We start from the raw sequence: 24,645 nt of genomic DNA, 5'->3' as shown, positions 1-24,645 counted from the left end.
TTCAGCCGCGGACTGCTTCGTACACCCCCGCGATCATGCCGACGAACGGAACCAACGAAAGCAACACCAGAAACTCCGAAACATCCAAAAGCCGCGACCAGTAAGGCGACCGAAGCCCCCGCGCGACTCGCGTCGCATAAACCAAGCACACCACCGCCGCCAGCACGACCACGCAACCCGCCGCGAACACCACCGTCCGGTCGCCCGACGCCACCAGCCACACCCCGGCACAAACCAGGGACAGCACGCCGAACCCCACCAGAACCAAACGCTGGACCCGACCCGCATACGACCGGGACCGCAAAATCCACGCCACCCCGAGCAGCCCCGCCAAACCCGCGTCCCACGGCCCGCCCGCGGACAGCACCACCGACGACGCCAGCACCACCGAACCCAAGCCGACCAGCAACCCCGTCAGCACGGCCTGCGCCCGGGACGTGCGGCCGATCATCTCCGTTCCCACCGACGGCTGTTCGTCCGCGCGGAACGCCTCCATGTCGTCCGGGACCCTCGGCAGCGGCAACCGGGCCAAGCGCAACGACAGCATCGGGGCCACCGCCGCCAATGCCGTGCACAGCACCGCCACCACCGCCGCGGCCGACACCGGCTTGACGCCCGCCAGGAGCACCACGCCCGTCGTGATCGCGCCGGCACCCGCCGCGCTCGTGATCGCCACGAACCACGGCAGGCGGTCGGCCACCGACACCGCCGCCAGTACTCCGTACACCGTCACCGCCGCCAACCCCGCCGCCAGCGGGCCCGCCGACAACGAAAACAGCGGATGCGGTGCCAGCACGGACATCCCCGCCAGCAGCGCGACGCCGACACCCGCGACCGCGCCGGCCGCGCCCGCCTCGGCGTCGCCGTACGCGCGGCTCAACGCGCCGCCGCCGAGGAGCAGCACCAACGCCAGCAGCCCGGTGCCGATCGGTGCCAGGACACTGCCGGACGCCGCCGCCTGCACCAGCAGACCGCCGGCCAGCAGGAGCACCACCGCCGCCACCAGGCCGGACCGCCGCGCCACCGATGGCCCCCAGCCGCCGGACGAATCGGCGACGCTGGCGATCGAGTCGACCACGTCGTCGAACAGCAGCGGACCCCGCGGGCGTTCCCGCGGGGTCAGGTGGAGCACTTCGCCGTCCCGGATCTGGGCCGCGGCCACGCTCAGGCCCAACGCCAGTGGCGCGCCGCCGAGCCGGGAAAGCACCCAGCCCGGATGCTCGGCCGACGCCTGCCCGGACGCGCCGGCCAGCCGGACCAGCTGCGGCACCAGCTCGGCGAACGTCGACTGCTGGGGCAGCGCGACGTCCACCCGGGCCCTCGGCGTCACCACCGTGACCCGGCGGGTCGTGCCCGTCAAAGACGCCGTGGTCATCAGACGTTCTTCGCGGCCGAGATCACCGGGGCGAACTTGGCGTTCGACGCCTCGGCGAGCTTCGAGAGCCCGGCGTTCACCGCCTCGAGGACGATCTCCGAGAGGTTGCGGGCGTCGTACTCGCGGATCGCGCGGGGGTCGATGTCGATCGAGGTGAAGCGCCCGTCGCCGCGGAGGGTGACGGTGACCTCGTTCTGCCGCGAGTGCGCCTTGACCTCCATCGCCTCGACCGTGCGCTGGATCCGCTGGACCTCTTCGGTCTGCTTGCGCACCTGTGCGAGCAGCTCGTCCATGTCCGGCACCGCGTACGGATCGGTCACTGTTGCATCCCTTCGTGCTGGCGGACGCGGACACTGCCCACGAACCGCTGGAAACCGGGTGAGAGCCGCCGCGCGGTCGCGGGTGCGGCCGTGCAGGCGAGCTCGAGCACCAGCCGGTCCGCCGGCGCGGGGCCGGGAACCGTCAGGTGCACCTGGGTCTGGATCAGCTCGTCGCCTTCGCCGGTGCGCAGGCGCAGCAGCTGCATGACGCCGGGCGCGGCCGAGGCGCCCACGTCGCGGCGGCTCAGTACCTCCAGCCCGGCCAGCGTCAGCGAAAGGCGTTCGACGGCTTCGGTGGCGATGGCGTCGATCGACGCGTCGTCCGGCCGTTGCTGGACGCTGACCGTGATGTTCGGGACGAACTCGCCCGGTGAAGCGTCGTGCACGGCGACGAACACCGCGCCCGAGTCGCCCGGGTCGACGGCCGTCCAGCCGTCCGGGATGACGAAGTCCAGGGGAAGTGTCATCACAGCCCCACGTAGGAAACGGCGTCGTCCCAAGCGGATCCGACGGCGTTGGCCGCGTCGTTCGCCGCGGTCCCGACGTAGTCCGCGGCCGCGCCGCCGTACTCGGTGATGGTGTGGCCGAGCTTCGGCAGGTCGATGTCGATCTTCGCGCCGACCCCGGCGCCGAGGCCGAGCGCCGCGCCCGCCTTGAAGTTGACCTTGATGTGCCCGGCGTCGTAGGTGGCCTGGGCGTCGAGCTGCGCGCCGATGCCGTACTGCAGGGTGCCGTTCGCGCCGACGCCGATGCCCGCGACGTCCGCGGCGACCTCGCCTTCGACCTTGCCGCCGGCGAAGACGTTCGCGTGCGCGCCCACGCCGTGCGCCCCGATCGTGCCGGACGCGCTCGCCTCACCGCCGGCGAAGACCGTCCCCTTGGCGTGCGCCGCGGCGGGACCCCAGTCGCCCTTGGCTTCGAGCTCTTCCTTCACCGCGGCCAGCTCGGTGTGCCCGGACGCGCCGACGTCCCAGCCCTTCGACGTGATCTTGCCGTCGTACTCCGGGGTGAGCCCGTCCTGCTCGTGCTTGAACTTGTAGTACGTGATCTCGGTGTTGTTGCCGAGCTTGTCCTTGAACCCCTCGGGCTTCGGCTGGCCGAACGGCGTGTCCGCCTTCTTCGGCGCGCGCGTGCCTTCCAGGCCGTCCCAGGTGAGCTTCTTCCAGCCCGAGTTGCCGAACCACGACGGCGCGCCCCGCGGCCGCTTGCGCCCGTCGAGGGTGCTGCCGTTGAGCCAGCCCAGCGGGCCGCCCGTCTTCTTGCCCAGCTTGTACTCCAGCCGCTGGGTGCCCTCGGGCGGGAACAGCTCGGCCAGCGCGTCGGAGAACTCGTCGACGACCTGGCGGGCGGCCTTGACGCTCTGCTCCCCCAGCTGCCGCGCGGCCTGGATGAACGCGCCGACCGAGCCGGAGTTCACCGCGCGCGCCTGCGCGGTCAGCTGCTGGGCGTACTGGTCGAACTGCGCGATGACCGAGTCCACGGCGGCCTTCGCCGACTGGACGAGCTGCGACGCCGTCGAGAGCCGTTTCGCCTGGTCGTCGAGCTTCGCGGCGGCGTCGGTGAGCTCCTCGCCCAGCTTCCCCGCCGCCGTCGCGAACGCGGTGTAGGCGTCGCCGTCCCAGTCCGCGTGCAGCGTCTTGGCGGACTCGTCGATCTCGCGAGCCTTGCCCGACACCGTCGAGGACTGGGTGGCGACCCGCTGCGAAGCGGCGCTCAGCGCACCGGGGTCACCGGTGACCCGTCTCTGGCATTCGACCAGGACCTGCCGGTAGCCGGACAGCACGGAGCTGACCACCCCCGACGCGTCGACGACCCCCGAGGACCACATGGGCTAGTTCCCGGCGGCCGCGTCGTAGCCGACGTGCTGGCTGAAGTGCTTGCCGTCGAAGTCCAGGTCGATGTCGAGGTCGAAGTCCTGGCCGCCCGGAGCCTCCACAGTGGACTCCCCGGTGGTCAGGTTGGTGTGGATGACGACCTCGTCGGCGGCGTGCACCGGAGCCGGAGCGGGGGCCGGAGCCGGTGACGGGGTGGTGGGAACCGATCCGGTACCCGGCGCCGTCGAAGAGTGGTCGACGGGGATCCAGCTGTTCGAGGGGTCCAGCGGGGTCCCGTTGGCGGTCACCGGCACGGTCGCACCGTTCGCGCCCGTGCCGGTGCCCGAACCGCCGCCGGTGGCGAGCGCGGGCGGGGTGTAGTCGGTGAACGAAGGCTGCTGCGGGATCCCCCCGCCGCTCCCGCCCGCCACCGCCTGCTGCCCGGCCGGACTCGCCACCGACGACGGGGCCTGGGGCGCCGTGACCGGGGTGTTCCCGATCGACGGCGTCGTCGCGCCCGAGCTGCCGGAGTCGTGGTGGAAGAGCTTCTCGATCTGGCCGATGACCTGCGCGAGCTGCGTGACCTGCTGCGCGAGGTCGACCGCGCCGAGCGCCTTGAGCAGCGCGCCGATCGCGGTGATGAACGCCCGCAGCGACGCGCTCGTCGCGGTCGACAAAGCGACCGCCGCGCCGTAGGTCCACGGGTTCGACATCAGCGAGGCGACCGTCGGGTTCACCGCGGCGACCACCGAGCGGTAGGCCTGCTGCGCCGTCTTGATCAGCGTGCCCGAGATCCCGAGCAGCTCGGCGCCCTTCTGGACGACGTTGATGATCGACTCGAGCTGCTTGAGGGAGTCACCGATCTTCTTCAGCGCCGACTCGCTCGCCGCGCCCGACCAGATCTTGCCGAGCTGGTCGGCGGCCTTGGTGAGCTCGGTGTACATGCTCAGGAACTGCTCGGCCTTCTTGACCAGGTCGACCACGTGCTGCGCGATCTGCTCCGGCTGGCCGGTGACGATCTGCGGCAGGATGGTGATCGGCCCGCCCGAGGACGCGGTCGCGTCCATCGCGCTGGAGTTCGGGAAAGTCAGCATCGGACCTCACAAGGTTCTGTAGTGCCAGACAGGACGATCAGGCGACGACGGAGGCGGGCCGGTAGACGCTGACCTTCGCCAGACCGCCGATGCGGGCGTCGAGGAGCCCGTGGTTGTACAGGCGGCCGCCGTCGCCGGCGACGCCGATGACCGGCTGGCGGTCGGAGAACAGCAACGGCTCGACCACCACGACGTCCCCGCTGTGCACGCCGCCGGGAACGTCGGAGAAGGTGCGCGCGGTACCCGCGTAGACCTCGATGAGCCCGACGCGCGCCTGGTTGTCGGCGTCGCCGGCCAGCCAGTCGTTGAAGTCGGCGACGCCGTGGAAGCGCGTGTCGGTGATCGGGTGGTCCCCGAGCCGGCCGAGCCGCGCGTCCCCCAGGTAGCGCAGCACGTTCCCGACCGACGACGGCTCGCCGTGGGCGCCCGCGCTGTCGTTGATCGCCAGGGTGGCGAGCTCCGAAGCGTGCGAGCTCCCCCAGATCGACGACGTGGGCGCCGCGGACCCGTCGTGCCCCCCGCCGTAGCCGGCGGCCGCGGCCCGGTCCGCCGCCTGGTAGGCGTCGGCACTGGCCTTGACCAGCCCGTTGACCTGCTGCAGCAGCTGCAGGAGCGTGCGGACGGCGGTGACCTGGCTGGAGTGCAGGGCGGCGTTGGCGGCGGCGACAGCGCTGCCGAAACCCGCGAACGACATCGGTTGCACGACGAGCCGTTCGAGGTCGGCCACGGCGTTGATGCCGTGCGCGATGATGCCGCCGACGTTGCCGACGGACGAGCGCATCGCCTCGGGCTCAGCCCGGTACTCGCCGGCCATGGCTCTCCTTCCGCGGGTGGCTGCTCGGCAGAGCGTAAGTTCGGCCCCGGAAGCGGGCGGACGGCAAAAGTACCCACCGCGCCGGGTCGGCGAGTGGCCAAAATACCGGTCAGAGCCACCCCGATCTGCTGGAGCCTTACCCCATGAGCCTGTCGCCGGAGCGCCCTTCCGAGATCGTGCTGCAGTCGCCGCCGATGCTCCCGAAGAGCTCGTCCGGCGGGATGATGCAGCTGATGATGTTCCTGCCGATGATGCTCGGCATGGGCGCGATGTCGTTCGTCTACATCGGACGCGACGGCGGCGTGATGACCTACATCTTCGGCGCGCTGTTCATCTGCGCCATGGGCGGCATGGTCGTGATGTCGCTGGGCCGCGGCGGCATGGCGAAGAAGGCGCAGATCAACGACGAGCGCCGCGACTACCAGCGTTATCTCTCCGGGCTGCGGGCCCAGGTCCGGGACATCGCCGACGGCCAGCGCGCCGCGATGGTCGCCGTCCAGCCCGACCCCGCCGACCTCTGGGCCTACGTCGAGACCGGCAAGCTGTGGGACCGGCGGCGCACCGACGGGCAGTTCGCGCAGGTGCGCGCGGGCACCGGGCCCCAGCGGCTGGCGACGCCGCTGAAGGCGCCGCAGACCGTGCCCCTGGAGGACCTGGACCCGGTGTGCTCCACCAGCCTCAAGCACTTCATCCGCACCTACTCGACGGTCGACGACCTGCCGGTGGCGCTTTCGCTGCGCTCGTTCGCCGCGGTCACCATCGCCGGGCGGCGGCCGGACGTGCTCGGCCTGGTGCGGTCGCTGCTGTGCCAGCTCGTCACCTTCCACTCCCCGTCGGACCTGCGGGTCGCGCTGTGCGTGCCGGCGGACCGGCAGCACGACTGGGAATGGGCGAAGTGGCTGCCGCACGCGACCGCGGCCGGCGCGACCGACGCCGTCGGCTCCCGGCGCCTCGCCGCCGACTCGGCGGCCGGCCTGGCCGAGCTGCTCGGCGCGGACCTCGGCGAACGGCCCGTGTTCAGCCGGCGCGCCGCGGCCGAGCTCGACCTGCCGCACCTGGTGGTCGTCGTCGACCGCGGCAACGCCCACGGCGAGCCCCGGCTGATCGGCGAGGACGGCAGGCTCGGCGTCACGGTGATCGAGATCGGGCAGGAACACCCGCGGACGTACTCGACCGAGCGGCTGCTGAGCCTGCACACCACCCCCGACTCCCTGGGCATGGTCGTCGGCGACGCCAGTGAGCAGCAGCTCGGGTTCCTCGGCCGCCCGGACATCCTGGACCGCGGCGCCGCGGAGGCACTGGCCCGGATGCTGACGCCGTTGCACACGCCGGCCGCCGTCGTCGGCGACAAGCCGATGTCGGCGACGTTCGGGCTGTCCGGGCTGCTCGGCATCGGCGACCCGCGCGACACCGACACCGCCGTGACGTGGGCGCCTCGCGCGGCCCGCGACCGGCTGCGGATCCCGCTGGGCGTCAACCCGGAGGGCCGGCCGGTGGAGCTGGACCTCAAGGAGTCGGCCGAGGGCGGGATGGGACCGCACGGCCTGGTCATCGGCGCGACCGGGTCCGGCAAGAGCGAGCTGCTGCGGACGCTGGTGACGGCGCTGGCGGTGATGCATTCGTCGGAGACGCTGAACCTGGCGCTGATCGACTTCAAGGGCGGCGCGACCTTCGCCGGGATGACCGGCCTGCCGCACACGTGCGCCGTCATCACGAACCTGTCCGACGACCTCGCGCTGGTCGACCGCATGGCCGACGCGCTCAACGGCGAGCTGCTGCGGCGCCAGGAACTGCTGCACGCGGCCGGGAACTACGCGTCGGTGCGCGACTACGAGAAGGCGCGCGCGGACGGCGTCGCGCTCGACCCGCTGCCGTCGCTGCTGGTGATCATCGACGAGTTCAGCGAGCTGCTGTCGGCGCGGCCGGAGTTCATCGACCTGTTCGTCGCGATCGGCCGGCTCGGACGCTCACTGGGCATCCACCTCCTGCTGGCGTCGCAGCGGCTGGAGGAGGGCCGGCTGCGCGGGCTCGACTCCCACCTGTCGTACCGGATCGGCCTGCGGACGTTCTCGGCGTCGGAAAGCCGGACCGTGCTGGGCGTCGCCGACGCCTACCACCTGCCGCCGGTGCCGGGCTCGGCGTACCTGAAATCCGACACCGACACGCTGATCCGGCTCAAGGCCGCGTACGTCTCCGGGGAGCTGCCGCCGCGCAGCACGGTCGTGCGCGAGGACGGGCAGGAGCTCGGCGTCCTGCCGTTCTCCCTGGCCCCGGTGGAGATCCCGGTGACGACCGAGATCGCGGAGTCCCCGGCCGCCGACGGCACCGGCGAGACGATCATCCACGCGATGCTGTCGCGCCTGGACGGCAAGGGGCCGGCCGCGCACCAGATCTGGCTGCCGCCGCTGGCCGAACCGCCGACGCTGGAGCAGCTCCTGCCGCCGCTGGGCGAGGACGCCGCGCGCGGCCTGTGCCCGCTCGGCTGGGGCGGCAACGGGAAGCTGACGATCCCGGTGGCGCTGGTGGACAAGCCGTTCGAGCAGCGCCGCGACATGCTGTGGGCCGACTTCTCCGGCGCGGGCGGGCACGCGCTGATCGTCGGCGCCCCGCAGAGCGGCAAGTCGACGCTGATGAAGGACATCGCGGGCATGCTCGCGCTGACCCACACCCCGGCCGAGGTGCAGCTGTTCGTGCTGGACATGGGTGGCGGCGCGCTGGCCCCGATCGCCGGGCTGCCGCACACGTCCGGCTACGCCACCCGCCGCGACGCGCAACGCTGCCGCCGGGTCGTCGCCGAGCTGACGACGTTGCTGGAGCAGCGCGAGGAGTTCTTCTCCGCGCACGGGATCGAGTCGATCACGACGTTCCGCCAGCGGCGGGCGGAGTTCACCGAGAGCACCGACGGACGCGAGTTCGGCGACGTGTTCCTGCTGGTGGACAACTGGACCACGATCCGGCAGGAGTACGAGCAGCTGGAGGAGCAGATCACCGGGCTGGCCGCGCGCGGGCTCGGGTTCGGCATCCACGTGATCGTCTCGCTCAACCAGTGGATCGGCGTCCGAGCGCAGTTGCGCGACGCGATCGGCACACGCTTCGAGCTGCGCCTGGGCGACCCGATGGACTCGTCGATCGACCGCAAGGTGGCGGTGAACGTCCCGGCCGACCGCCCCGGACGCGGCATCACGGCGGAGAAGCTGCATTTCTTGGCGGCGCTCCCCCGCATCGACGGCGACCAGCGCCCGGAGACGGTCGGCGCGGGCGGCGTCGACCTGGTCCGCAAGATTTCCGAGGCGTGGAAGGGACCGCGCGCGCCGCAGGTCCGGCTGCTGCCACCGGAGGTCCCGCTGGACACGCTGGCGCCGCCACCGCCGCACCAGGTGACGCTGGGCATCGCGGAGTCGACGTTGCGGCCGGTGTACCTGGACTTCTCGACGGACCCGCACTTCGTGGCCTTCGGCGACGTGGAGTCGGGCAAGTCGTCGCTGCTGCGGGCGTTGGCACAGGGCATCACATCGGCGTACACCCCGGACGAGGCGGCGATCATCGTCGCGGACTACCGGCGAGGGTTGCTCGGCGCGGTGCCCGAGGCGCACTTGCTGGGCTACGCGGGCGCGGAAGGCAAGCTGACAGAGCTGATCACGGAGTGCGCGACGGCGATGCGCAACCGCCTGCCGGGCCCATCGGTGACGCCGGAGCAGCTGCGCAACCGTTCGTGGTGGCGGGGGCCGGAGCTGTTCGTGCTGGTGGACGACTACGAGCTGGTGGCGACGGTGGGGCGGAACCCGTTGCAGCCGTTGCTCGAGTTCTTGCCGCAGGCGCGGGACATCGGGTTGCACGTGATCATCGTGCGGGGTTCGGGTGGGGCTGGTCGGGCGTTGTTCGAGCCGGTGCTGCAGCGGTTGCGGGAGCTGGGATCGCCGGGGTTGATCATGTCGGGGACGAAGGACGAGGGTGCGTTGCTGGCGGATGTGAAGCCGTCCCCGCAGCCGCCGGGGCGGGGGACGCTGGTTTCCCGTCGGCATGGGACCGGGCTTGTGCAGGTGGCTTGGACCAAGCCGGTGGAGAGCTGATCACCGCGCGGGCGCGATCATCTCCGTGGCGAAGCGGTAGTAGCAGACCGCGCGGTGCTTGCCCTGGTTCCAGGTCTCCGCGGTCGGCGTGACGACCTGGACGCGCACGCCCGCGATCGCCCGGGCGTCGGCCTCGCACCGGGCCAGCGAGCGCCGGTAGACGTCGAGGATGTCCGGCATCGGCCCCGCCCCCAACGGAAGCACCTCGAACGCCTCCCCGGTGTGCGCCTCGCCGCACGACCGCCGCACGACATCGGTGCTGCCGGAAGCCGGCGGCGCCCAGAAGCAGTCCCCCGCGACGAGATCGGCCCCGTGAACCGCGCCGGCCGCCGAGCCGTCCGGCTGCGGGCGCTGCTGCCACCACGCCGTCCCGGTGCCGATCCGGTAGCCGAGGAACCCCATCCAGCAGGCGAAGGCGACCAGCCCGCAGACCACGAGCACCCGCCCCCGCTGCCGCTGCTTGCGGATCTGCCCGAAGGCGAGGACGGCGAACACCGGCGCGAGCAACCCGCCGATGAGCCCGGAGACGAGCGTCGCGACGGCGAACCGGCTGCCGGCTCAGTTCGGTGCGCATCAGTTCGTCGAAGAGCTCAGGATCGTGCTGCGGCGCCGCCATGGTTCCCCCTCGTGTGCAAACGCGGGGAGACTCTACTTCCCGGCGAACTCCGCGCTCCCCGGCCGGCCTGCCCGTCGCAACGACGCGCAGGCCGGCCGGCTCGCTCAAGGCAACGCGGAAACGACCGGCTGCCAGCTCGACACAGTGGCCGCAATGGCCGGGTCGGTGAGGTGCTCACGCAGCTCGAGGGCGAGCTTCATGAGCTGTTTGAGGTGCCGGACACGGAGCATTTCGGCTCGCTCCAGGGTTGTCCAGACCGCCCCCAGCCGTTCCGCCTCGGCCAGCCGCTCCGGGGTGACCACGGCGAGGACCGAACGGACGACCCGGTCGGCCGCCAGTGGCGAGTCAGGGAGCGGGATCCCGGACGCCGCGAGTGCGGCCGCCAGGGCGAGCCGCCGGGTCAGCACGTCGTGCGCGTCCATCAGCTGCCGCTGTTCGAGGAACGTGAACAGCTCGTCGGCCGCGCGGAGGTACCGGTCCAGCTCCGCGGCCGGCAGCCGGTCCCCCGTCGCCTCGGGGTGCCGCAGCTGCCGGACCAGCGGCATGGTCAGCAGCTGCACCACCCCGAGCCAGACGTTCGGCCCGGCGTCGTCCGCCAGGCGGCCGCCGGCCAGCCACCACTCGAAGCGTTCCCGCCACGGCACCGAATCCAGGCTCCCGAGCACGTCCGCCATCAGAAGTGGATACCCAGCTTCCCGAACGCGTCCATGCCCAGCCGCCGGATCGGCTCCCAGAGTGCCTGGTCGCTGCCGACGAAGTGGCCGCTGCGGCTGGAGATTTCCAGGCCGTAGTACCCCATCTCGGCAGACCCGGCGATGGTCGCCTCGCCGGCCGCCCGGACCGCTTGGCCACCACTGAGGACGGCGTGGGAGATCTCGAGCCCTTGGACCGTGTGCGGCATCACCACGAGGCTACCGTCCTCCAGGATCGCCCACTTGATCTGCCCTTCCAGGTCCGCCCGGGCGAGCGCGGCGTCCAGCTCCGCGCCCTGCGCGGCCCGGACCGGCCGGACGTTGACGCGGGCGGCGTCCGCCAGCTCCTTCTCCAGGTTGCCCGGCAGCTGGTTCGGCAGCGGCTTGCACATGTTGTGCACCAGTAGCGCGCGCTGCGAGACGCGGTAGTCGTGATCGGTCTCGACCTCGAAGTTGTAGACCGTGACCGCCGCGGTTTCCCGCGTCAGCGAGGTCACCCGCGCCGGTGCGCCGTCCCCGGAGTCGAGCTCGTCGCCCGCCCGCAGGTCGGACGCCGACGTCCAGCCCTTTCCGGTGACCCAGAACGGGTGCTCCGTGGTCGACCGGACGAGGGTCGTGCCGACCCCCACGACCACCAGCGAATCCACCTGGCGGTGGAAGGTGGCGGTGACCGCCCTCAGCTGCGAGGCGCCGGTGACCGGGTCCTTCGACCAGACGCGATCGCCGGCCGAGACGTCTTCGATCGGTTCGGGTCCGGTTTCCGTCTGGACGATCGTCCCGGCGGGGAAACAGTTCCCGGCCCGGGCCGCCTCGATGATCTCCTTGCCCCGGCCCAGGAAGGTCCGGGCTCGGGCGACGTCGTCGACGAACCTGCCGACGCCGGCGATGATGCGCCACAGCGCCTTGCCGACTTCGAACGCCTTGAGCGCGGCGAGGCCGAGCGACGCGATGTCGACCGCGCCCATGATGCAGTTGACGATGCCCGGGTCGTTGACGCAGGCCTTGATCCCGCCGATGAACAGGTCGATCAGGATCTGCCCGCCGTTTTCGATGATCCAGTCGATGAGGCTCTTCTCGGCGAGCGCCTTCGCCTGGTTGTACTGGTCGACCAGCTCCTGTCCGCCCGCCGCCCGCAGCGCGGCTTCGTCGTCCGGGGTCAGCGGGCCCGTTCCGGAACCGCTCTCCTGGTTCTTCGCGTCCTCCGCGGCCCGCTTGTCCGCCGCGATCTTCGCTGCCTCGTCAGCCGCCTTCGCCGCCTCGTCCGCGTCCTTCCCGGCCGCGACGGCCGAAGCTCGCGCTTGTTCCGCGTACGTCTGCGCGGCCGCGGCGGAGTTGTTCGCCCGCACCGCGGAGGCGCGGGCGCGGGTCGCGGAGGCCGCGGCGGACTGGGCGTCGCGCTGGGCATTCTGCGCCGCGCCCCGAGCCTGGCGGGCGGACTGGGCCGCCTGGTCCGCCGACCGCTGGGCCTGCTCGGCGGACTCGCGGGCCTGGTCGGCGTAGACCTTGGCCTGATCGGCCTGCCGCCGCGCTTCCGCCGCCGCCTGCGAAGCTTCGTCAGCCGCGTTCCGCGCCCTCGCCGCGGCTTCGGCCGCCGTGGCGGCGTCGGCGCGGGCGGTCGCCGCGACACTCGCCGCCTCGGTGACGAAGCGGTGGACGTCGGCGGCGTGCGTGGCGGTGTCGATGTCCCGCTGCTCAGCGTCGTACTGCTCGGTCTGCAGGAACGTCTTCAGCGACGACACCGGGCCGGACAACGCGGCCTGGGCCGCGGCCTGCACTTCCGGGCCGCCCGTGGTGAGGAACCGCGTGACGGCGATGCGGTCGTCGTGTTCCGCCGCGACGTACTGGCCGGCGCGCAGGAACTCGGCGATGTCGGCCGCGCTGCCGTTGAGCGCCCGGTTGGCCGCCTCCTTCGTGGCGGGCCCACCGGTGTTGAGGATCAGCTGGACGGCGACGCGGTCGTCGTCCGCCTTGCCCGGGTAGTCACGCGTCCGGAGGAACTCCGCGACCTGCGGGTACGGCGCGGCGAACGCGGTGCGCGCCGCCTGCTGGAACCGGGTGTTGTCCGAGGTGTCGCGAAGGCTCGCGACACTGGCGCGGTCGTCCTGCTGGGTCGCGGTGGCGAGTCCGGTCCGGGCGAACTGCTTGAGCCCGGCCGCGTCGGCCGACAGCGCCGAGGCGGCCGCCGCCTTCGTCCACGGGCCGCCGCTGCCGAGGAGCTGGACCGCCGCCTTGCGGATGTCGAGCACGACGGTCTCCGGGTCGGTCGCCGGGTTCGCCGCCTCGTCCAGCAGGCGCTGGGTCTCCGCCGACCTCGCCGCCGCCTCGCCGGCCTTCCACTCGCCCGCCGCCTTGCGGTTGTCCTCGGCCTGCTTCGCCGCTTCCGCGTCCGCTATCGCCTGGTCCTTCTGGGCCTCCAAGCGCGCCGCGTCCGCGTCGCGGGACGTCTTCTCCAGCTGGGCCGCCTGGTCCGCCGCCGTGGTCGCCGTGTCCGCCGATGTCTTCGCCGACGCCGCGTAGCGGGCCGCCGCGTCCGCGTCCTTCTTCGCCTGCTCCGCCGCCGCTGCCGCCTGGTCGGCCGCCGTGGCCGCCGCTTCCGCGTGGGCCGCCGACGCGTTCGCCGCGTCGCGGGCCTGGCGGGCCGCCGTGGCCGCCTGGTTCGCCAGGGACTCCGCCGCGTTCGCCGCCCGGTTCGCGCGGGCCGCCGCCGCGCGGGCCGTGGCCGCCGCCTGCTCGGCCTGGCTCGCGTTCGCGCCCGCCGAGCGCGCGTAGCCCGCGGCTTCGCTCGCCGCCGACGCCGCCGCGTCCGCGTTGGAGCTCGCGCTGCGCGCCGCACCCGCGGCCCGGCCCGAAGCGTCCGCCGCCTGCCCCGCCGCGTTCGCCGCGTCCGCCGCCGCCCGGGCGCCGGCCGCGACGTTCCGCGCGTCCACCGCGGCCTGCCGGGCTTCGGCGGCGTGCGCGCCGTCCGCCGCCGCGGCCGATGCCGCCGAATACGCCCGCGAACACGCCTGCTCCGCCAGCGAAGCGGCCGTCGCGGCCTGTGCCGCCGCGCTCGCCGCGACGCGGGACGCGCGGTTGGCCTCGGCCGCCGCGCCGATCGCGGTCTTCGCCGCTTCGGCCGCGCTGCGCGCCGCGGTGGCCGCCCGCCCGGCCGCGCCGGCCGCCTGCACCGAGGAGTCGCGCGCCGCCTGGGTTTCGGCCGCGGCCCGCTGGGCGGCTTCCTTCGCCCGCTGCGCCGCCGCGATCGCCCGGTCCGCGGCGTCCTGCGCCTGCTTGGTCTGGGCCGCCGCCTGCGCGCCCGCGTCCCGCGCCAGGTCGGCGAGGTGCGCGACGCTGGTGGTCTCCTGGTCCCGTTCGGCCGCGAGCGCGTAGCCGGTCTCCAGGAACGCCTGGACGTCTTCGACGGTCCCGTCGAGGGCGCGCTGCGCCGCCTTCTTGACCTCCGGACCGCCCGTGGTCAGCAGCTGGCTGACCTTGATCCGGTCGTCGTCGTTCTGCGCCTGCTGACGGCCGGAGTCGAGGAACTTCTGGACGTCGGACTCGCTGCCGTCGAGCGCTTTCTGCCCCGCCACCTGGACCCAGTGCCCACCGGTGGCGATGTACCGCGAGACCTGGGCGCGGTTGTCGTCGCGCCACGGCTGCTGCCAGCCGGTCGCCAGGAACGTGTGCACGTCCGCCGCGGTGCCGTTCAGCGCCGTCTGCGACGCACGCCGCAGGCCCGACCCGGCGAACGTCAGCAGCTGGCTGACCTTGATCCGGTCGTCGTGCTCCGCCGCCACCGCCTTGCCGGTGGCCAGGAACGTGTGCACCTCGGCGTCGGAGCCCACCAGGGCCGCGGCCGCCGCGTCCTTCGTCGCCGGGCCACCCGCCTGCCACAAGGCGACCACCTGCGCGCGTTCGCCCGGCCCGGCGGTCTCCGCCACCGCCGGCGCGGGCACCGCGACCGCACCCGCCCCCACCGCGGCGACCAGCGTCACCGCCAGTGCCGCGCGCGCTCTCGCCGCGCTCTTCATCCTCGTGAACCGCACCTGGCCGTCCCTCCCGTACCTACCGGAAAACCTGGTGCCACCGGGGAGAAACGAGCGCACGGGACCACCGGCAACCGGTGTCCGGAAACCGCGCACCACGAACAGAAAAGGCTTTCCCGCCTTCACTCCTCCCCCGAAGCGGTCGAAAGTTAGCAGAAGGAAGGAACCCTCCGGAAGCCGCATTCGGGTGAGCCGGACAAGATCACACCGGGAGCCGAGTCAGCTTGACGGACATTTGTTGACTCCGCGACCGAAAGCCGTTTAAAGTCCGGATCGCGTCCGCTCGGGGTCGGCCGCAGCCCTTTCGTGTCCAGTCGCGGCGAAGCTCTCGCCGCGATCCGGTCATGCCGCATTTTCGACTACCTGAGGGGGAAGTCATGCGCGCTCGCGCACGCATCACCGCAGTGGCCTCGGCAGGCGCCGCACTGGCCATCGCCGGTACGGCCTTCGGCGCATCGGCCGCGACCGGCGCTTCGTCGCCGTCCGACGACACGCCGCCGTCCATCGTCGAGGACTACTCGTACCCGGGCGCCGCGAAGGTCCTGCAGGACCGCGCCCTGACCCTGATCAGCGGCGACGGTCACATCACCCTCGTCGACTGCGGACCGGCGTCCGGCCTGCTCGAGGTGCACGCCTACAACTCCGCCGACCACAGCCCCGACCCCGGCCACTACTGCTTCAAGGTCACCGGCTCGACCGGCTCCCTGCGCCTCGAGGTGCCCTTCGCCTACCAGGTGAAGGGGGACAGCCACACCGTCCAGGCGACCGTCGAGATCAACGGCCAGAACAGCACGGTCCCGGTCGCCAAGAACGGCTGGACCGGCATCGGCGAAGGCGCCGGGACCGACCCCTCCACGCTGCTGGAACTGCGCGCCTCCGCCTGACCCCGACGCCGGTCCCGTATTCACCGGCCATTCGGCGCCGTTACGTCCGCGATTTCCGCGGGCGCGGTTTTCCGCGCCCGCGAATCGTTCGCGCGCAAAACATCTTTTCGAGGGGAAACACATGTCCACCCGACAGACCGGAGCGGTCGCCGTGGCCGCGGCCGTCCTGGCCACCGCCGCGCTGACCGCGGCGCCCGCCGGTGCCGTCTCCCACGGCACCGCGGCCGTCCCGGGCGCCCACTCCTACGCCGCCAAGCTGACCGCCGACGGGCGCGCCTGTGGTGGTGCGCTCGTCGAACCCGACCTGATCCTCACCGCCGCCTCCTGCTTCCCCGAAAACCCGCAGGGTGGCGTGCCCGCCAAGGCGACCACCGCGACCGTCGGCCGGACCGTGCTCGGCGGTGCCGGTGGCCACGTCGCGAACGTCACGAACGTCGTCGTGCGCGGTGACCGGGACATCGCGCTCGCGCGGATCGACGTCCCGATCACCGATATCGCCCCGCTGCCGCTGAGCACCGGCGTGGCAGGCGCCGACGAGACGCTCACCCTCGCCGGGTACGGCCGCACCGAGGCCGAATGGGTGCCCGACACCCTGCACACCGGCACGTTCAAGACGACGTCGTCGGCCGCCACCACGCTCGCACTGACCGGCACGAACGGCACCGACGCCTGCCGGGGCGACGCGGGTGCGCCGATCTTCCGCGGCACCGGCGTCGTCGCGGTGGCGAGCACGTCGTGGCAGCACGGCTGCTTCGGCGAGACGACGACGCGGCAGGGCACCGTCGCCGCCCGGACCGACGACATCGCCGGCTGGGTCCGCCAGCAGGCGCTGGCCCCCGCGGCCAAGGCCGTGGGCCACGCGATCACCGTCGGCTGGCACGCACTGTCCCCAGTGGACAGTGCGAGTTACCGGGTGTACGGCTCGGCCACCCCGGACGTGCCGATCGACAGCGCGCACCTGCTGGCCACCACCGGCTCGACGGCCGCCACCCAGACCGGCCTGCCGGGCCGGCAGACGCGCTACTACCGCGTCGTCGCCGCGACGGCCGACGGCGGGACGAGCACGCCGACCGACGTGATCTCGGCGACCACTCCCGTCTCACCGGGCAACGACTTCACCGGTGACGGCAAGGACGACGCGGGCGCAGGCTACGACCTCAAGAACGCCCGCACCGGCGTGTACGTGTGGCCGACGACCGCGGCCGGCGTCGACGCCCCGCAGCTGAAGTGGAGCGCCGACGGCTGGGAAGCCTCCCGGGCCCGCTGGGTCACCGGCGACTTCAACGGCGACGGCCGGACCGACTTCGGCGCCTTCTACGACTACCTGGACGGCGGCACGAACCTCTTCGTCTGGTACGCCAACGCTTCCGGTGGCTTCGACGCCGCGGTCATCAAGTGGAGTGGCGCGTTGCGGCCGCTCAACGCGCGGTTCACCGCCGGGGACTTCGACGGCGACGGCCGCACGGACATCGCCGCCGCCTACGACAACGGCAACGCCGACCTGAGCGTGCTGACCTGGCACGCGACGGCGAACGGGTTCGACGCACCGGTCACGCAGTGGCGCACCGGGCCGGGCAACTGGGCCCTGCTCCAGTCGACCTGGCGGGCCGGCGACCTCAACGGCGACGGCCGGGCCGACCTCGCCGCGTTCTACGACTACCGGGACAACACGGCGAACCTGTTCCTCTGGTACGCCAACGCTTCCGGGAAGTTCGACGCGCAGGGCGTCAAGTGGAACGGCGCGATCCCGTCCGGCAAGGCGCAGTTCGTCTCCGGCGACTTCGACGGCGACGGGCGCACGGACCTCGGCGCGGCGATCGACCTCGGCGGCGCGAACCTGACGTTCCGCACCTGGCACGCGACCACCACCGGCGTCGACGCCCCGGTGACGCAGTGGACCACCGGCACCGGGGTGTGGAACCTCGGCCAGTCCCGGTGGACCGTGGGCGACTTCGACGGCGACGGCCGCACCGACCTGCTGGCCACCTACGACTACGGCAGCTCGAACGCCAACCTGTTCCGCTGGCACGCCACCGCTTCCGGCGGGTTCGACGCCGAAGGCGTGAAGTGGAGCAGCAACGGCACGTTCGACGCCGCGCAGTCGGCGATGTTCTGAGCCACCCCGCCCGGCGGCCGAGGCCGCCATCCCGATCGAGGAGAACTTCGATGCCTTCACGCACCGGATCGAGAGTCGTCGCGGCTTCGGCCGCGCTGCTCGCCGCGGCCGCGGTGAGCGCCACCCCGGCGTCCGCCGTCTCGAACGGCACCCCGACCGACGCCTACCCCTTCGCCGCCAAGCTGACCGCCGACGGCCGGGGCTGCAGCGGCGCGCTCGTGTCGCCCGCCTTCGTGCTCACCGCGGCCGGCTGCTTCCCGGAGAACCCGCAGGGCGGCGTCCCGGCCAAGGCCACGACGGTGCTCGTGGGCCGGCCGGGCCACACCGCGCAGGTGACGAACGTCGTCGTCCGCGCGGACCGCGGCCTCGCGCTGGCGCGCCTGAACACCGCGGTCACCGACCCGGCGGTGGCGCTTCCCGCGTCCTCACTGGTGATGGGCGAGCCGCTGCGCCTCGTCGGGTACGGCCGCACGGCCACCGAGTGGGTGCCGGACCAGCCGCATTCCGCGACCTTCACCACGGCGCCGGGCACGACCGGGACGCTCGCGCTGACCGGCGCCGGCGGCGCGGACGCCTGCAAGGGTGACGCGGGCGCGCCGGTCATCCGGGAGATCGGCGGCGTCACGGAGATCTTCGCGGTGGCCGGGTCGTCGTGGCAGCACGGCTGCTTGGCCGAATCCGGAACGCGGCAGGGCACCACGGGCCTGCGCGTCGACGACCTGAACAGCTGGATCCGCCAGCAGGTGCTCGCCCCGGCCGCGCAGGGCGGCAGCAAGAGCATCACCGTCTCGTGGTCGCCGCTGTCCGCGGAGAGCAGCGCTTCCTACACCGTCTACGGCGGGGACGACGCGCAGGTGCCGATCGACGCGGCGCACCTGCTCGGCCAGACCTCGGCGACCTCGTACACCGAGACTTCGCTGACGACGGGGAAAACCCGGTACTACCGGATCGTCGCGCGCATACGCACCGGGTCGACGAGCCTCCCGACCGACCCCGTCTCCGCCACGGCGAAGTGACCGCCCCTTCCCCGGGACACGCGTCCCGGGGAAGGGTTTCCCGACTTCGGTAGGTTTCGCGAATCCTTCACGGCTTTTAGCGTGAGCTGGTCGTCCCGTTCGGGACGAATATCCGGATCACCCGGGCCGAAGGGCATTTTCATGCGAATGTCGAGGGCTGTTGCCGCGGTGGGTGCTGCCGCCGCGGCGCTGAGCGTGGTCTCAGCAGGGGTCGCGGACGCCCAGCAGGACATCATCGGCGGGAGCACCGTCTCCTCCGCGCCGTGGGGCGCCCAGATCTACTGGAACAACGTGACGACGTACGGTGGGTTCGAGTGCTCGGGGACGATCATCGCCCCGCAGTGGGTGCTCACCGCGCGGCACTGCCTGAACTCGCCGGGCATGCACGTCAAGGTCGGCAACGTGACGCTGCAGCAGGGCACGAACGCCACTGTGGACCAGCAGAAGGCCTCGCCCAACGGCGACATCGCGCTGCTGCACCTGACGACGGCGGTGACCACGACGTTCATGAAGCTCGGCACCGGCAACCCGGCGACCGGGTCGACCAACCAGATCTACGGCTGGGGCCGCACGCAGGGCACCAGCCCGCCGTCGACCACCCTCAAGACCGCCAACGTGCGCGTGACGGGCACCAGCACCGACGCGTTCGGCGGCACGGCCATCGCCAGCCAGGGCATCAACGGCTCGGCGTGGCACGGCGACTCGGGCGGCCCGCAGCTCTCGGGCGGCCTGCAGGTCGGGGTGTGCTCCACGGGCAGCAACTCCGGGTCGAACCCGCAGGGCACGCAGAACTACGCGAGCATCGCGTCGAGCCGGAGCTGGATCCGCACCACCGCCGGCGTCTGACACGCGGCCCCGTGCCGGCCTCACCGCCCGGGAGGCCGGCCCGGGGCATACTCGCGTGATGAAGTTCCGCACCACGGTCCTGCTCGGCGGCAAGACGGCGACCGGCCTGCCGGTGCCCGGCGACGTCGTCGAGGCCCTCGGCGCCGGCAAGAAGCCCGCGGTCACCGTGAAGCTCGGCGGGCACACCTACCGTTCGACGATCGCGAGCCGCGGCGGGCAGTACCTGCTGCCGCTCAGCGCGGAGAACCGCGAGCAGGCCGGCGTCGCGGCGGGCGACGAGGTCGACGTCGAGGTCGCCCTGGACACGGCGCCGCGCGAGCTGGAGATCCCGGCGGACCTGGCCTCGGCGCTGGCCGCCGACGACGAGGCCCGGGCCCGGTTCGAAAGCCTGTCCTACAGCGCGAAACAGCGGTTCGTGCTGCCGATCGGCCAGGCGAAGACCGAGGAGACCCGGCAGCGGCGCGTCGCCAAGGTGATCACCGACCTGCGCGCCGGGAAGTGACGGACGCGCGCACGGTCCTGCGCGTGCTCACGGCGCTGGCCGGCGCCGAGGTCTGGCTGGCCGGCGGCTGGGGCATCGACGCACTCCTCGGCCGGCAGACGCGCGAACACCGCGACCTCGACCTGCATCCGCTCGTCTTCGCGGCCGACGGATCGGCCGTCCAGACCGCTCCCGACGGGACTTTCCCTTACCCCGCAGGCTGTTTCGTCACCGGGCGGATCGACGGCGTCGAGGTGCCGTGCGTGTCCGCGGCGGCGGACATGCGTCACCTCCGCGAGGTCTTCGGGGTCCGCACCCACTTCTAGTCCACGACGGACGCCCGCAGCGCCGCCTTGTCCGGCTTTCCGGACGGCGCGACGGGGACCGCGCCGACGAAGCTGAACCGCGCCGGCACCGCCGCCTCCCCCAGCTCCGCCGCCACCGCCTTGCGCACCGCGTCGAGGTCCGGCTTGCGGCCGGGGACCGGCACCACGAACGCGTGCGCCGCCTCGCCCGTCACCTCGTCCGGGACCGCCACGACGTACGCCTGGTCGACGTCCGGGTGCGCCGCGATCGCGCGCTCGATCGGGCCGGTGTAGTGGATGACGGCGTTGACGATCACGACGTCGCGCGCCCGGCCGGACAGGTGCAGGTACCCGGCGGCGTCCAGCGACCCGAGGTCCTGCGTGCGCACCCAGCCGTCGCGCAGCACCTCCGCTGTCGTGGCTTCGTCGCGCCAGTACCCGGCCAGCGCCGACGGCGTCCGCACCCAGACCTCGCCTTCCGAGCCGGCCGGCAGGGGCACGCCCGCGCCGTCGCGGACCTCGATTTCGACGGTGTCACAAGCCTTCCCGACGGATCCGGGCCCCTCGCCGGCGCCGCAGATCGTCAGCATCCCGGTCTCGGTCTGCCCGTAGGCGTGGTGCATCGCGGGCCCGATCAGCTCCAGTGCCTCGGCCAGCTTGTGCGGCGGCACCGGCGAGCCGGCCACGACGAGCGTCCGCAGGCCGCTCAGGTCGACGTCCTCGGTGCGCAGCACGTCGAGGACCTGGTGCAGCCGCGGCACGGTCATCAGCGCCGCGGTGATCCGCAGCCGCGGCAGCACCCACGGGAAGTCCGGCAGCTCGTCGGGGACCACCGCGGTGCCGCCGGCGAGCAGGCACACGCCCAGCTGCTCCAGCATCACCGCGCTGGTGAGCGTGCCGAACAACAGGAACCGCCCGAAGCCGGCGCCGAGCCGTTCGTGGGCCGAGCCGGGCACCGGCGCCTGCCACACCCGGCCTTCGCTCAGGGCGCGGTAGCTGTAGGCGACGCCCTTCGGCACGCCGGTGCTGCCGCTCGTGTAGACGACCGTCGCGATGTCGTCCGGGCGTCCTCGCGGCACCGGCTCCTCGTAGCTCGCGAGCAGCTCGGGCCCGACCCGCAGGATCGGCAGGCCGGCGACGGTGCCGAGCAGCTCCGGTGTTTCGGACGCGGCGTCGACGACCAGCGCGCCGACGTCGCCCACGACGTGGCGCAGCTGCGGCACGGGCAGGCCGGGCCGCACCCCGACGACCCGGCAGCCGAGCACCTGCGCGGCGATGATCGCGGCGAACCCCGCCGGCGTGACGGCGGTGGCGATGCCGACGCCGTCACCCGGGCCGAGCCCGGCCGCCCGCAGGCCCGCGGTGAACCGGCCGACCAGCTCCCGCAGCTCGCGCCGCGACGTGACGTGCGAGCCGTGTTCGAACGCGGGAACGTCCGGGGCGCGCCCCAGCTCGTCCAGCAGTGCCTGCGGGTGGACCATCTCGACCGCCTTTCGCCCGGGGCGTCCGGGTCTACCGGGCGGATCTCAGAATTTCGGCAGAATCGCGCTGACCAGCGGTTTTCCCCGTATGCCACGGCAGACGGCCGGTCGGGGCCACCCCTGTGGGTATAAGTGCCGTCAGTACGACCGGCAGTTGTGCCGTTTGACCACACCAAGCTCTTTTCTAGCGTGACTTTCACACCGCGCGGACCACCGCGCCAGGGGTATTCGCTTCAGGAAGGAGGTGGCCCGTCGATGTCAAGTCCGGGATTCCAGGCAGATTCCGCTGCCATGACGCGCGCCGTCCAGGGTTTCGAGGAAACCGCGACGAACGCCAAGTCCACGATGGCCAGCTTGGAGTCCGAGCTGACCGAGGCGCTCCGCAACTACAAGGGTGACCAGGCCGTCGCGTTCTGGGACCTCCAGCGCCGGCTCCAGGAGAAGATGACGGTCGCGGTGAAGGAGCTCGACACCATGTCGCAGCTCGTCCACACCAGCCACCAGAACTACGGCCGCGGCGACGCCGACGTCCACCAGAGCTTCCAGGGGGTCGGGAACTCCCTCGAGGGCTCGGGCGTGATCCCCCGCCTCAACCCCTGACCTGAGAGGACAGATCGATGGCCGACGTCGTCGAAATCAACTTCGCCGCGCTGCAGCACAGCTCGGCGTCCCTGGCCGCCAAGGCCAAGGCGCTCACCTCACAGCTGGAGCAGCTGCACCAGAACCTCCAGCCGATCACCGCGACCTGGTACGCCTCCGGCAGCTCCGCCGGTGACGCGGCCCGCCAGTCGGAGACCCGGCTGCGGCAGGCCACCGCGGACATCGTCGCCATCATCGCCCAGTTCGGTGGCAAGGTCGGCGAGGCCCACGACCTCCAGCAGTCGCTGGAGAACCGCAACCAGGGACTGTTCGCGGGCTGAACCGCGCCCAGACGTCGGTCGGCCGGTGCGGGAAACCCCCCGCTCGCACCGGCCGACCGGCTTTCCCCCCAACGTGCGACGAGAGAGCCGGGACCCGATGCACGACCAGTCGTACTACGTCCACCTGGAATCGCTGAAGGACTTCGTGCGGGAGCTGGAGACCCAGATCCACGCGATGGCCAAACCGAACGACTTCCTGCTCACCCTCGGCGAGGAGCCGCTGTTGTTCGGCGAGTTCGGCGAGGCCGGGTCGCTGGCCGACGCCCACCGCGCGGCGGTCTCGGAGATGCAGGGCCTGCTCGACCAGGTCCGCAGCGCGATCGGGTTCGCGCAGGACGTCACCACCACGGTCGCCGACGGCTACCAGAACGCCGACGAGACGGTCGCCGGAGACCTCCACACCTCGGGCGCCGTCACCGGTCTGCTCGACCCCGTGCTCGGCCTGCTCGGCCTGGGCGACTCGGACGGGAGCCGCAAGGGATGACGAACACCGCGCACACGAACTTCGCCGCGTACAGCCACCAGCAGCTGTACGCGATGCTGCAGGCGGGCGACCCGAACAGCGCGCGCCACGCCGCCGACAAGTGGAAGTCCGCCGCGCTGCACCTGCACGAGCAGGCCCACAACCTCAACTCGGAGCTCACCGAGTTCAAGGACCAGTGGACCGGCGGCGCCGCCGACCAGTACCAGCACATGATCGTCGACCTCGCGAACGGCATCTCCAAGGTGGCGCAGACCGCCGAGGCGATGAACGTGATGCTCGACGACGCCGCCGACGCTCTGGTGAAGGCCAAGAAGGAGATGCCGCCGCCGGTCTCGGTGCCGGACGTCTCCCCCTCCGACGTCGCGCTCGCGGTGAACCCGCCGCTGCTGCCGCCGGACTCCTCGCCCGCCGTCGTCCAGGCCGCCGCGCAGCAGCGTCAGCAGGCCATCGCGAACGTCGAGGCCCAGCAGTCCGCGGCGAACGCGGCCGGGTCGGCGCACGGCAAGGCGATCGTCGTGATGACCCAGCTGGCCGGCGAGTACAGCACCGCCGAGGAGTCGATCCCGGCGTCGCCCAACGCCGTGCAGACGCCCACCACCCTGCCCACCGGCGGCGGTGCCGGGAGCGCGGGTTCGCCCGGGCTGGTCGGCAACGGCCTCACCGATCCCGGCGTCGTCGTCACCCCGGCCGACGGGCACCCGCTGCCCTCGACCGGCACGCCGCAGCAGCCGGGCACCGTGCCGACGTCGAACCCGCTGTTCGGCGACATGTTCACCGCCGGGCTGGCCGCGGCTTCGGCCGCCGCGTTCGGCCGGTTCGGGTCGATCATGCCGAAGGTGCCGCCGTGGGCCAGCGGCAAGGACCCCAAGGACGGCAAGGAAGAAGCGCCCGGCACGAAGCTCGGCGGCGGTGCCGGCGTCGAAGGCGGCGCCGGTGGCGGCATCCCGATCGGCGGGGGTGACGCGCCGTCGATCGGCGGCGGTGTCCCCGGCGGGGCCGGGATCGGCGGCGGCGCCGACGGCCCGGCGGCGCACTCCGGGCTGGCCGGCGACGGCGGCGCGGGCAACGCGCTGAGCGGGCTCGCCGGCGGTGCGGCCGGAGCCGCGGGCGCGGCGGCGGCCAAGGGCGCGATGCCGATGATGCCCATGATGCCGATGGGCATGGGCGGGGGCGGCGACATGGGGTCCGGGCGCCGGATCCCGGCGTGGCTGGTCGAGACGGAGAACGTCTGGGGCCAGTCGGCCCCGGTCGCGCCGCCGGTGATCGGCGAAGAGCCGGAAGCGTACTGACGC

Annotated in this window: 21 protein-coding genes; 11 read left to right on the top strand and 10 right to left on the bottom strand. The window is 72.6% G+C overall.

All coding sequences use genetic code 11. The features are described from left to right. Position 1: 1 nt before the first annotated feature. From eccD to ACZ7OU_RS18435, 6 genes are read right to left on the bottom strand one after another with little or no spacing between them, the layout of a single operon-like run. Positions 2 to 1,375 carry a type VII secretion integral membrane protein EccD gene (eccD, locus tag ACZ7OU_RS18460; RefSeq protein ID WP_470256015.1) on the bottom strand — a complete coding sequence of 458 codons (1,374 nt, stop codon included), beginning with the start codon at positions 1,373 to 1,375 and terminating at the stop codon, positions 2 to 4. Then, on the bottom strand, positions 1,375 to 1,695 hold the full coding sequence (locus ACZ7OU_RS18455; RefSeq protein ID WP_284740983.1) for a YbaB/EbfC family nucleoid-associated protein: 321 nt from the start codon (positions 1,693 to 1,695) through the stop codon (positions 1,375 to 1,377). Before ACZ7OU_RS18455 ends, eccD begins: the two co-directional genes overlap by 1 nt. Next, on the bottom strand, positions 1,692 to 2,162 hold the full coding sequence (locus ACZ7OU_RS18450; protein WP_470256014.1) for a hypothetical protein: 471 nt from the start codon (positions 2,160 to 2,162) through the stop codon (positions 1,692 to 1,694). Before ACZ7OU_RS18450 ends, ACZ7OU_RS18455 begins: the two co-directional genes overlap by 4 nt. Continuing rightward, the gene (locus tag ACZ7OU_RS18445; protein ID WP_470256013.1) at positions 2,162 to 3,523 is read right to left on the bottom strand and encodes a WXG100 family type VII secretion target; all 1,362 of its coding nucleotides are present in this window, start codon (positions 3,521 to 3,523) and stop codon (positions 2,162 to 2,164) included. The genes ACZ7OU_RS18450 and ACZ7OU_RS18445 overlap by 1 nt, the downstream gene beginning before the upstream one ends. 3 nt (positions 3,524 to 3,526) lie before the next feature. After that, positions 3,527 to 4,603: a WXG100 family type VII secretion target gene (locus ACZ7OU_RS18440; protein WP_470256011.1), complete on the bottom strand. Its 1,077-nt coding sequence runs from the start codon at positions 4,601 to 4,603 to the stop codon at positions 3,527 to 3,529. A gap of 37 nt (positions 4,604 to 4,640) precedes the next feature. Continuing rightward, a complete protein-coding gene (locus tag ACZ7OU_RS18435; protein ID WP_470256010.1) occupies positions 4,641 to 5,417 on the bottom strand; it encodes a WXG100 family type VII secretion target in 777 nt (258 codons plus the stop codon). A 143-nt stretch (positions 5,418 to 5,560) separates the two neighbouring features. Between ACZ7OU_RS18435 and eccCa the strand changes: the two genes are divergently transcribed. Further along, the gene (eccCa, locus tag ACZ7OU_RS18430) at positions 5,561 to 9,487 is read left to right on the top strand and encodes a type VII secretion protein EccCa (RefSeq protein WP_470238881.1); all 3,927 of its coding nucleotides are present in this window, start codon (positions 5,561 to 5,563) and stop codon (positions 9,485 to 9,487) included. Here eccCa and ACZ7OU_RS18425 read toward each other — a convergent pair whose 3' ends face one another. The 3 genes from ACZ7OU_RS18425 to ACZ7OU_RS18415 form a co-directional block, all read right to left on the bottom strand. Next, a complete protein-coding gene (locus tag ACZ7OU_RS18425) occupies positions 9,488 to 9,994 on the bottom strand; it encodes a hypothetical protein (protein WP_470256009.1) in 507 nt (168 codons plus the stop codon). A gap of 213 nt (positions 9,995 to 10,207) precedes the next feature. Further along, complete coding sequence (locus ACZ7OU_RS18420) at positions 10,208 to 10,777, bottom strand: hypothetical protein (protein WP_470238883.1); 570 nt, start codon at positions 10,775 to 10,777, stop codon at positions 10,208 to 10,210. After that, a complete protein-coding gene (locus tag ACZ7OU_RS18415) occupies positions 10,777 to 14,820 on the bottom strand; it encodes a polymorphic toxin-type HINT domain-containing protein (RefSeq protein WP_470256008.1) in 4,044 nt (1,347 codons plus the stop codon). Before ACZ7OU_RS18415 ends, ACZ7OU_RS18420 begins: the two co-directional genes overlap by 1 nt. Positions 14,821 to 15,197: 377 nt before the next feature. Between ACZ7OU_RS18415 and ACZ7OU_RS18410 the strand changes: the two genes are divergently transcribed. The 6 genes from ACZ7OU_RS18410 to ACZ7OU_RS18385 all read left to right on the top strand — a co-directional run bounded on the left by ACZ7OU_RS18410 (position 15,198) and on the right by ACZ7OU_RS18385 (position 20,489). Then, the gene (locus ACZ7OU_RS18410; RefSeq protein WP_470256007.1) at positions 15,198 to 15,704 is read left to right on the top strand and encodes a hypothetical protein; all 507 of its coding nucleotides are present in this window, start codon (positions 15,198 to 15,200) and stop codon (positions 15,702 to 15,704) included. Positions 15,705 to 15,825: 121 nt separating this feature from the next. Then, complete coding sequence (locus tag ACZ7OU_RS18405) at positions 15,826 to 17,820, top strand: FG-GAP-like repeat-containing protein (RefSeq protein ID WP_470256006.1); 1,995 nt, start codon at positions 15,826 to 15,828, stop codon at positions 17,818 to 17,820. Positions 17,821 to 17,870: 50 nt separating this feature from the next. Beyond that, positions 17,871 to 18,836, top strand: coding sequence for a trypsin-like serine protease (locus tag ACZ7OU_RS18400; protein WP_470256005.1), 966 nt, complete (start codon positions 17,871 to 17,873; stop codon positions 18,834 to 18,836). 141 nt (positions 18,837 to 18,977) lie between these two features. Next, complete coding sequence (locus ACZ7OU_RS18395) at positions 18,978 to 19,682, top strand: S1 family peptidase (protein WP_470256004.1); 705 nt, start codon at positions 18,978 to 18,980, stop codon at positions 19,680 to 19,682. A gap of 58 nt (positions 19,683 to 19,740) precedes the next feature. After that, on the top strand, positions 19,741 to 20,184 hold the full coding sequence (locus ACZ7OU_RS18390; RefSeq protein WP_470256003.1) for a YdeI/OmpD-associated family protein: 444 nt from the start codon (positions 19,741 to 19,743) through the stop codon (positions 20,182 to 20,184). After that, positions 20,181 to 20,489: a nucleotidyltransferase domain-containing protein gene (locus ACZ7OU_RS18385; RefSeq protein WP_470256002.1), complete on the top strand. Its 309-nt coding sequence runs from the start codon at positions 20,181 to 20,183 to the stop codon at positions 20,487 to 20,489. The genes ACZ7OU_RS18390 and ACZ7OU_RS18385 overlap by 4 nt, the downstream gene beginning before the upstream one ends. Here ACZ7OU_RS18385 and ACZ7OU_RS18380 read toward each other — a convergent pair. After that, entirely contained in the window at positions 20,486 to 21,949 is a 1,464-nt protein-coding gene (locus tag ACZ7OU_RS18380; protein WP_470256001.1) for a class I adenylate-forming enzyme family protein, read from the bottom strand. The two genes, ACZ7OU_RS18385 and ACZ7OU_RS18380, sit on opposite strands and share 4 nt — an antisense overlap. A 255-nt stretch (positions 21,950 to 22,204) precedes the next feature. Between ACZ7OU_RS18380 and ACZ7OU_RS18375 the strand changes: the two genes are divergently transcribed. The 4 genes from ACZ7OU_RS18375 to ACZ7OU_RS18360 all read left to right on the top strand — a co-directional run bounded on the left by ACZ7OU_RS18375 (position 22,205) and on the right by ACZ7OU_RS18360 (position 24,642). Beyond that, positions 22,205 to 22,549 carry a WXG100 family type VII secretion target gene (locus ACZ7OU_RS18375; RefSeq protein ID WP_086856673.1) on the top strand — a complete coding sequence of 115 codons (345 nt, stop codon included), beginning with the start codon at positions 22,205 to 22,207 and terminating at the stop codon, positions 22,547 to 22,549. Between the two features lie 17 nt (positions 22,550 to 22,566). Next, positions 22,567 to 22,869, top strand: a complete 303-nt coding sequence (locus ACZ7OU_RS18370; RefSeq protein ID WP_020644701.1) for a hypothetical protein — start codon at positions 22,567 to 22,569, stop codon at positions 22,867 to 22,869. 97 nt (positions 22,870 to 22,966) lie between these two features. Further along, positions 22,967 to 23,353 (top strand): hypothetical protein, encoded by a 387-nt coding sequence (locus ACZ7OU_RS18365; protein ID WP_470238892.1) that lies wholly within the window; start codon positions 22,967 to 22,969, stop codon positions 23,351 to 23,353. Next, positions 23,350 to 24,642, top strand: a complete 1,293-nt coding sequence (locus tag ACZ7OU_RS18360) for a WXG100 family type VII secretion target (RefSeq protein ID WP_470256000.1) — start codon at positions 23,350 to 23,352, stop codon at positions 24,640 to 24,642. Before ACZ7OU_RS18365 ends, ACZ7OU_RS18360 begins: the two co-directional genes overlap by 4 nt. The last annotated feature ends 3 nt before the right edge of the window (positions 24,643 to 24,645 follow it).

It is taken from the genome of Amycolatopsis sp. NPDC114505 (genome assembly GCF_055633615.1).
Note: the sequence above shows the minus strand (reverse complement) of the source record. Positions and strands in the feature narration are given on the sequence as shown.

What these genes read in the sequence shown, in the direction of transcription:
- eccD (WP_470256015.1), bottom strand. Translation starts at nt 1,375, where the DNA reads ATGACCACGGCGTCTTTGACGGGCACGACCCGCCGGGTCACGGTGGTG.
- ACZ7OU_RS18450 (WP_470256014.1), bottom strand. Translation starts at nt 2,162, where the DNA reads ATGACACTTCCCCTGGACTTCGTCATCCCGGACGGCTGGACGGCCGTC.
- ACZ7OU_RS18445 (WP_470256013.1), bottom strand. Translation starts at nt 3,523, where the DNA reads ATGTGGTCCTCGGGGGTCGTCGACGCGTCGGGGGTGGTCAGCTCCGTG.
- ACZ7OU_RS18440 (WP_470256011.1), bottom strand. Translation starts at nt 4,603, where the DNA reads ATGCTGACTTTCCCGAACTCCAGCGCGATGGACGCGACCGCGTCCTCG.
- ACZ7OU_RS18435 (WP_470256010.1), bottom strand. Translation starts at nt 5,417, where the DNA reads ATGGCCGGCGAGTACCGGGCTGAGCCCGAGGCGATGCGCTCGTCCGTC.
- eccCa (WP_470238881.1), top strand. Translation starts at nt 5,561, where the DNA reads ATGAGCCTGTCGCCGGAGCGCCCTTCCGAGATCGTGCTGCAGTCGCCG.
- ACZ7OU_RS18420 (WP_470238883.1), bottom strand. Translation starts at nt 10,777, where the DNA reads ATGGCGGACGTGCTCGGGAGCCTGGATTCGGTGCCGTGGCGGGAACGC.
- ACZ7OU_RS18410 (WP_470256007.1), top strand. Translation starts at nt 15,198, where the DNA reads ATGCGCGCTCGCGCACGCATCACCGCAGTGGCCTCGGCAGGCGCCGCA.
- ACZ7OU_RS18405 (WP_470256006.1), top strand. Translation starts at nt 15,826, where the DNA reads ATGTCCACCCGACAGACCGGAGCGGTCGCCGTGGCCGCGGCCGTCCTG.
- ACZ7OU_RS18400 (WP_470256005.1), top strand. Translation starts at nt 17,871, where the DNA reads ATGCCTTCACGCACCGGATCGAGAGTCGTCGCGGCTTCGGCCGCGCTG.
- ACZ7OU_RS18395 (WP_470256004.1), top strand. Translation starts at nt 18,978, where the DNA reads ATGCGAATGTCGAGGGCTGTTGCCGCGGTGGGTGCTGCCGCCGCGGCG.
- ACZ7OU_RS18390 (WP_470256003.1), top strand. Translation starts at nt 19,741, where the DNA reads ATGAAGTTCCGCACCACGGTCCTGCTCGGCGGCAAGACGGCGACCGGC.
- ACZ7OU_RS18380 (WP_470256001.1), bottom strand. Translation starts at nt 21,949, where the DNA reads ATGGTCCACCCGCAGGCACTGCTGGACGAGCTGGGGCGCGCCCCGGAC.
- ACZ7OU_RS18375 (WP_086856673.1), top strand. Translation starts at nt 22,205, where the DNA reads ATGTCAAGTCCGGGATTCCAGGCAGATTCCGCTGCCATGACGCGCGCC.
- ACZ7OU_RS18370 (WP_020644701.1), top strand. Translation starts at nt 22,567, where the DNA reads ATGGCCGACGTCGTCGAAATCAACTTCGCCGCGCTGCAGCACAGCTCG.
- ACZ7OU_RS18365 (WP_470238892.1), top strand. Translation starts at nt 22,967, where the DNA reads ATGCACGACCAGTCGTACTACGTCCACCTGGAATCGCTGAAGGACTTC.
- ACZ7OU_RS18360 (WP_470256000.1), top strand. Translation starts at nt 23,350, where the DNA reads ATGACGAACACCGCGCACACGAACTTCGCCGCGTACAGCCACCAGCAG.